The organism is Paraburkholderia bengalensis, assembly GCF_037126505.1.
Taxonomy (GTDB): domain Bacteria; phylum Pseudomonadota; class Gammaproteobacteria; order Burkholderiales; family Burkholderiaceae; genus Paraburkholderia; species Paraburkholderia bengalensis.
In genome coordinates this window covers 1-3620 of record NZ_JACFYJ010000201.1, presented here as the reverse complement: position 1 = coordinate 3620, position 3620 = coordinate 1, and the positions used below count along the sequence as shown (strand labels likewise).

At 66.0% G+C, this 3620-nt stretch carries 4 protein-coding genes; all 4 read left to right on the top strand.

Annotated elements, in window-relative coordinates; genetic code table 11:
- Positions 1–238 precede the first annotated feature (238 nt).
- The gene (motA, locus tag H3V53_RS42455) at positions 239–1099 is read left to right on the top strand and encodes a flagellar motor stator protein MotA (RefSeq protein ID WP_054918269.1); all 861 of its coding nucleotides are present in this window, start codon (positions 239–241) and stop codon (positions 1097–1099) included.
- A 12-nt stretch (positions 1100–1111) separates the two neighbouring features.
- On the top strand, positions 1112–2227 hold the full coding sequence (motB, locus tag H3V53_RS42450) for a flagellar motor protein MotB (RefSeq protein WP_336602937.1): 1116 nt from the start codon (positions 1112–1114) through the stop codon (positions 2225–2227).
- Between the two features lie 71 nt (positions 2228–2298).
- The gene (locus tag H3V53_RS42445) at positions 2299–2661 is read left to right on the top strand and encodes a response regulator (RefSeq protein ID WP_054918283.1); all 363 of its coding nucleotides are present in this window, start codon (positions 2299–2301) and stop codon (positions 2659–2661) included.
- A 73-nt stretch (positions 2662–2734) separates the two neighbouring features.
- On the top strand, positions 2735–3620 hold an 886-nt coding region (locus tag H3V53_RS42440), incomplete at its 3' end, for an Hpt domain-containing protein (RefSeq protein ID WP_336602936.1).

Sequence of the window (3620 nt, the reverse complement as noted above, 5' to 3'; positions counted from 1 at the left end):
CGCGCCCGCCCTGTTGAGCGCCGCGAGCGACGACCAGGCGCTGGACGCCCTGCCGGACAGCGCCGTCGCGCCTGTCTGAGGGCGTTGGCGGCCGCGCGTCGCGGGGTCTTCGCGGCACGCGCGGGCGCCCTCTGGTTTACACCTCCCCGGTTCGCCCCTCAATCCGCCAAAGTTTTCCGCCTGCATGCCGTAAACCTGAATAACGACGGTCTCCGTCGCTTTTCGTGAGGGCTCGGCAGTGCTGATTTTCGTGGGAACACTCGTTACGCTGTTGTCCGTCTTCGGCGGCTATGCGCTGGAGGGCGGCCATCTGGGCGCGCTCATGCAGCCCGTCGAAGTGCTGATGATCGCGGGCGCGGGTCTCGGTGCGTTCATCCTCGGCAACGGGATGAAGACGATCAAGGCTACGTTGCGCGTGATTCCGACGCTGTTCAAGGGCGCCAAGTACAACAAGGACGTCTACATGGAGCTGATGGCGCTCCTCTACGTCCTGCTGGCGAAGGCGCGCAAGGAGGGCACGCTCACGCTCGAAGCGGATATCGATGATCCGCAGAAAAGCCCGATCTTCACGCAATACCCGAAGATTCTCGCCGACCACCATATCGTCGAATTCCTGACGGACTATCTGCGCCTGATGGTCGGCGGCAACATGAATGCGTTCGAGATCGAAAGCCTGATGGACGAAGAAATCGAAACGCACCACGCGGAAGGCGAGGCGCCCGCTCACGCGCTGAGCAAGGTCGGCGACGCGATGCCCGCGTTCGGTATCGTCGCGGCCGTGATGGGCGTCGTGCACACGATGGCGTCGGCCGACAAGCCGCCCGCCGTGCTCGGCGAAATGATCGCGCAGGCGCTGGTGGGGACGTTCCTCGGCATTCTGCTGTCGTACGGTCTGATTGGGCCGCTCGCGAGCGTCGCCGAACAGCGCGTGACCGAGTCGACCAAGATGTTCCAGTGCATCAAGGTGACGATTCTCGCGAGCCTGAACGGCTACGCGCCCGCCATCGCTGTGGAATTCGGCCGCAAGGTGCTGTTCTCGACCGAGCGTCCGTCGTTCGCGGAACTGGAAGAGCACGTGCGCCGCGTGAAGGCCAAATAAGGAACGCGGGCGATGAGTAAGGACAAAGACCGCGCAATCGTTGTCAAGCGCGCCGCGCCGAAAAAGGGCGGCCACCACGGCGGCGCGTGGAAGCTCGCGTATGCGGACTTCATGACGGCGATGATGGCGTTCTTCCTGCTGATGTGGCTGCTGAGTTCGGCCTCCACGGTGCAGCTGAAAGGCATCGCCGACTACTTCAACCAGCCGCTGAAGATCACGCTGTGGGGCGGCGACCGCAGCGCCGTCGACTCCAGCCAGATCCCCGGCGGCGGCCGCGACATCTCGACCGACAAGGACGGCATCACGCGCCAGTCGGACGGCTCGACCAATCGCGCCGAACACACCGCGATGCGCGCCGACGACCAGGCGCTGCAGCAGTTGCAGGGCGCCGTCGAACGCCGCGAGCAGGTTCGTCTGCATGACCTGCAGGTGAAGCTGATGGCCGCGATCGAGGCGAACCCGGTGCTGCGCCAGTTCAAGCAGCAGATCCGCATCGACTCGACGCTGCAGGGCTTGCGCATCGAAATCGTCGATACGCAGAAGCGCCCGATGTTCGCCACCGCACAGGCCATCGTGCAGCCGTACATGCACGACATCCTGCAGGCGATCGGCGCGACGCTGAACGACGTGCCGAACCGCATCGTCGTGCAGGGCCACACCGACGCCGTGCCATACGCAGGCGGCGAGAAGGGCTACAGCAACTGGGAACTGTCGGCGGACCGCGCGAACGCGTCGCGCCGCGAGCTGATCGCGGGCGGCATGGACGAAGCGAAAGTGCTGCGCGTGCTGGGTCTCGCATCGACGCAGAATCTGAACAAGGCCGATCCGCTCGATCCCGAAAACCGCCGGATCAGCATCATCGTGCTGAACAAGCGCTCGGAAGACGCGCTGATGCAGGACGACACGTCGTCGACTACGTTGTCGAACGACGCCGCGGGCGCCGGCAAGCCGCTGCTGCAGAAGATTTCCACGCCGCCGGGCGCGCAGCCCGCCGCTCAACCGCAGTCGCGGCCGGCTAAGGCGCCGCATGCGATGCAGAGCGGCGCGGCGCAAACCGCGTCGGTGATTCAGGACGCGGCCAGCAAGATGGCACCGGCCGACGCGGCGCCCGCGACGGCGACGCAATGACAGATTTGGCGGATCACGGCTACGCGGCGGGCGCCGCGGCCGCGATCCATCGTGAGCGCAGTGAGGATGGAATGATCAGGCACATTCTGGCAATCGACGATTCGGCGGCGATGCGGCAAATTCTGGCCGCGACGCTGACGGGAGCCGGCTATCAGGTGACGCTCGCGTCCGACGGCGACGAGGGGCTCGAAAACGCGCTGGCGATGCCGTTCGATCTCGTGCTGACCGATCAGCACATGCCGGGCCGAACCGGTCTCGATCTGATCGCCGCGCTGCGCGGCAACCCTGCTTACCGGAATACGCCGATCCTGGTCCTGACGACCGAATCCGGCGAACCGTTCAAGGCGGCCGCGCGCGACGTGGGCGCCACGGGATGGATCGAAAAGCCGCTCGACCCCGACATGCTGACCGAACTGGTCGCGGCGCTCGCCTGAGCGCCGTGGCCGGCAGACAGCAACCCATACATGGAAGTGGCATAGCAGCCAGGACTCTCGCGGTGACACACGCATGACTCTCGACATCACTCAGTTCTACCAGACGTTCTTCGACGAAGCGGACGAACTGCTCGCGCAGATGGAGCAGTTGCTCCTGAACCTCGACGTCGGCCAGCCCGACCCGGAAGATCTGGCGGCCATTTTCCGCGCGGCGCATTCGATCAAGGGCGGCGCGGCAACCTTCGGCTTCACGGCGCTGACCGAGACGACGCACATTCTCGAGTCGCTGCTGGACCGCGCGCGCAATAACGAAATCGTGCTGCGCAAGGACATGATCGACACGTTCCTCGAAACCAAGGACGTGCTTTCGGGCCAGCTCGCCGACTATCGCGCGAGCGCCGAGCCGGACGCGGCTGTCGCGGCCGCCATCTGCGCGAAGCTCGAACAGCTGCATAAGGAAAGCAGCGGCGCCGCGCCCGCAGCGGCACCCGCCGCCGCAGCACCCGCCGCCGCAGCACCCGCCGCCGCCGAAGGGCATGCGCCGGAGCATGTCGTCGAACAGGCAGTACAGGCCGCGGACGAATGGGCAGGCAACGAACCGGCACAGACCGGCGCTGCTGCATCCGATGCGGTTGCAGGACCCCATCTGAAAATTACGCTACGGGGCGTGGGGGAAAAGGACCAGGAACTGCTCACGGAAGAACTGGGCAACCTGGGCCGGATCGTCGGGCAGGTGAAGGCGGGCGGCGACATTACGCTGTGGCTGGAATCCGATGTCTCGTCCGACGACATCGTCGCTGTGTGCTGTTTCGTGATCGACGAAAGTCAGATCGTGATCGGCCGCGGCGCAGCGCCGGCCAACGGCGCGGAGCAGGGTGCGCCTGGAGCATCCGACGCTTCGCAAGCCGGGACGGCGAATGCGGGGGGCGTGGCGAGCGGCGGCGCGGGGGCGCCGGCCG

What these genes read in the sequence shown, in the direction of transcription:
- motB (WP_336602937.1), top strand. Translation starts at nt 1,112, where the DNA reads ATGAGTAAGGACAAAGACCGCGCAATCGTTGTCAAGCGCGCCGCGCCG.
- H3V53_RS42445 (WP_054918283.1), top strand. Translation starts at nt 2,299, where the DNA reads ATGATCAGGCACATTCTGGCAATCGACGATTCGGCGGCGATGCGGCAA.